Genomic DNA, 3,250 nt, shown 5'->3' on the forward strand with positions numbered 1-3,250 from the left:
GCACCACCCCGCCCCGCCGCGACCGGCACGCCCGCGGTCGCGCGCCCCCCGCCCCTCCGGACGCCGCACCCGCACCCCGCAGAAACGCTGACCGGGACCCGTTGTCGGTGGGGGGTCGTACCGTGGGTGACATGCGGCCCGTTTCCCAGATCGAACGCACGGTGGCGCCCTTCGAGGTCGTCAGCCCCTTCCAGCCCAGCGGCGACCAGCCGACGGCCATCGCCGACCTCGCCCGGCGCATCGAAGCAGGCGAGAAGGACGTCGTCCTCCTGGGCGCGACCGGCACCGGCAAGTCCGCCACCACCGCGTGGATGATCGAGAAGCTCCAGCGCCCCACCCTGGTCATGGCGCCGAACAAGACCCTGGCCGCCCAGCTGGCCAACGAGTTCCGCGAACTCCTCCCGAACAACGCGGTCGAATACTTCGTCTCGTACTACGACTACTACCAGCCCGAGGCGTACGTACCGCAGTCGGACACCTACATCGAGAAGGACTCCTCGATCAACGAGGAGGTCGAGCGGCTGCGCCACTCCGCGACCAACTCCCTGCTCACCCGCCGCGACGTCGTCGTGGTCGCCTCCGTCTCCTGCATCTACGGCCTCGGCACCCCGCAGGAGTACGTGGACCGCATGGTCCCCCTCCGCGTCGGCGACGAGGTCGACCGGGACGAACTGCTGCGCCGCTTCGTGGACATCCAGTACACGCGCAACGACCTGGCCTTCACCCGGGGCACCTTCCGCGTCCGCGGCGACACCATCGAGATCTTCCCGGTCTACGAGGAGCTCGCCGTCCGCATCGAGATGTTCGGCGACGAGATCGAGGCCCTGTCCACGCTCCACCCGCTCACCGGCGAGATCATCAGCGACGACCGGCAGCTGTACGTCTTCCCGGCCTCCCACTACGTCGCGGGCCCCGAGCGGCTGGAGCGCGCGGTCAACGACATCGAGAAGGAACTCGGCGAGCGCCTGACCGAGCTGGAGGGGCAGGGCAAGCTCCTGGAGGCCCAGCGCCTGCGCATGCGCACCACCTACGACATCGAGATGCTCCGCCAGATCGGCTCCTGCTCCGGCGTGGAGAACTACTCGATGCACTTCGACGGCCGCTCTCCCGGCTCCCCGCCGAACACCCTGCTGGACTACTTCCCGGACGACTTCCTCCTCGTCATCGACGAGTCGCACGTCACCGTGCCGCAGATCGGCGCCATGTACGAGGGCGACGCCTCCCGCAAGCGCACCCTCGTCGACCACGGCTTCCGGCTCCCCTCCGCCCTGGACAACCGCCCGCTGAAGTGGGAGGAGTTCCAGGAGCGCATCGGCCAGGCCGTCTACCTCTCGGCCACCCCCGGCCAGTACGAGCTCTCCCGCTCGGACGGCGTCGTCGAGCAGATCATCCGCCCCACCGGCCTGGTCGACCCCGAGGTCGTCGTCAAACCCACCGAGGGCCAGATCGACGACCTGGTGCACGAGATCCGCTCGCGCGTCGAGAAGGACGAGCGCGTCCTGGTGACCACGCTCACCAAGAAGATGGCCGAGGACCTCACCGACTACTTCCTCGAACTCGGCATCCAGGTGCGCTACCTCCACAGCGACGTCGACACCCTGCGCCGCGTCGAACTCCTGCGGGAACTGCGCAGCGGCGAGTACGACGTCCTCGTCGGCATCAACCTGCTGCGCGAGGGACTCGACCTGCCCGAGGTGTCCCTGGTCGCGATCCTCGACGCGGACAAGGAGGGCTTCCTGCGCTCCGGCACCTCCCTGATCCAGACGATCGGCCGCGCCGCGCGCAACGTCTCCGGCCAGGTCCACATGTACGCGGACAGGATCACCCCGGCGATGGAGAAGGCCATCGACGAGACCAACCGCCGCCGGGAGAAGCAGGTCGCCTACAACCGGGCCAAGGGCATCGACCCCCAGCCGCTCCGCAAGAAGATCAACGACATCGTCTCCCAGATCGCCCGCGAGGACGTCGACACCGAGCAGCTGCTGGGCTCCGGCTACCGCCAGGCCAAGAAGGACGGCGGCGGGACCAAGGCCCCCGTGCCCGCACTCGGCGGCAAGGCGGCCAGGGGCGCGAAGGGCGCCAAGGGCGCCGAGCCGGTGCCCACCGACCGGCCCGCGGCGGAACTCGCCGGGCAGATCGAGGAACTCACCGCGCGGATGCGGGCCGCCGCCGCCGACCTCCAGTTCGAGATCGCGGCCCGGCTGCGCGACGAGGTCTCCGAGATGAAGAAGGAGTTGCGGCAGATGCGGGAGGTGGGCCTGTCCTGACGGGACCGGCCACCGGCCCGGCGCCCGTCCGGCACGCATGTGTTGCAAGACCGACACAAAGCGCGAACCGGGGTGCGTCACCCCCGGCGCTCCTGCGTAGGGTTCGGGGCATCCGCGGTTTCGCGGCAACAGGGGAAAGTCCGAGAGGGGAATCAGCGCGTGACCGTCAACATGACCAAGGGTCAGGCCATCAGTCTGCAGAAGAACGACGGCGGCAGCCTGACCGCGGTCCGCATGGGTCTCGGCTGGCAGGCGGCCCCCCGCCGCGGCCTGTTCGGCTCGCGTACCCGGGAGATCGACCTGGACGCCTCCGCCGTCCTGTTCGCGGACAGGCAGCCGGTCGACGTCGTCTTCTTCCGCCACCTGGTGAGCGACGACGGCTCCGTGCGCCACACCGGCGACAACCTCGTCGGCGGCGTCGGCCAGGGCGGCGACGACGAGGCCATCCTCGTCGACCTGTCCCGCGTCCCGGTCCACATCGACCAGATCGTCTTCACCGTGAACTCCTTCACGGGCCAGACCTTCCAGGAGGTGCAGAACGCGTTCTGCCGCCTCGTCGACGAGACCAACGGCCAGGAACTCGCCCGCTACACCCTCGCCGGCGGCGGCGCCTACACGGCCCAGCTCATGGCGAAGGTGCACCGCTCGGGCACGGGCTGGACGATGACGGCCCTCGGGAACCCGGCCAACGGCCGCACCTTCCAGGACCTCATGCCGGCGATCCTGCCGGTGCTCTGAGCGTCCGCGGCGGCACCCGGCCGGGCACCCGGAGCACCGGCCGGCCCCGCCGGGGCCGGTGAGCGGCGCCCGGACCGCCCCGGGCGACGCGGCGAACGGCACGTCACCGGCGGCACCCGCGCACGACGGAACACGAGCGGCACACGCGAAGCACGCGACACAGGGGGACGAGGGCGATGACGGCTGAGCTGGTGCGGGGACAGAACCACCCCCTCTCCCAGACCCGCCTCGAGATCCGGATCTCG

At 70.3% G+C, this 3,250-nt stretch carries 2 protein-coding genes; both read left to right on the forward strand.

The annotated features are described in order from the left end of the window. Positions 1 to 131: 131 nt before the first annotated feature. The gene (gene uvrB, locus AOK18_RS27175) at positions 132 to 2,267 is read left to right on the forward strand and encodes an excinuclease ABC subunit UvrB (protein ID WP_055696048.1); all 2,136 of its coding nucleotides are present in this window, start codon (positions 132 to 134) and stop codon (positions 2,265 to 2,267) included. A gap of 159 nt (positions 2,268 to 2,426) precedes the next feature. After that, the gene (locus AOK18_RS27180; protein ID WP_055696049.1) at positions 2,427 to 3,005 is read left to right on the forward strand and encodes a TerD family protein; all 579 of its coding nucleotides are present in this window, start codon (positions 2,427 to 2,429) and stop codon (positions 3,003 to 3,005) included. Positions 3,006 to 3,250 lie beyond the last annotated feature (245 nt).

The sequence above is a fragment of the Streptomyces prasinopilosus genome, from assembly GCF_001419695.1.
Taxonomy (GTDB): domain Bacteria; phylum Actinomycetota; class Actinomycetes; order Streptomycetales; family Streptomycetaceae; genus Streptomyces; species Streptomyces prasinopilosus.

Bases quoted from the DNA above. Each gene is read 5' to 3' on its own strand.
- uvrB (WP_055696048.1), top strand. From the start codon at position 132: ATGCGGCCCGTTTCCCAGATCGAACGCACGGTGGCGCCCTTCGAGGTC.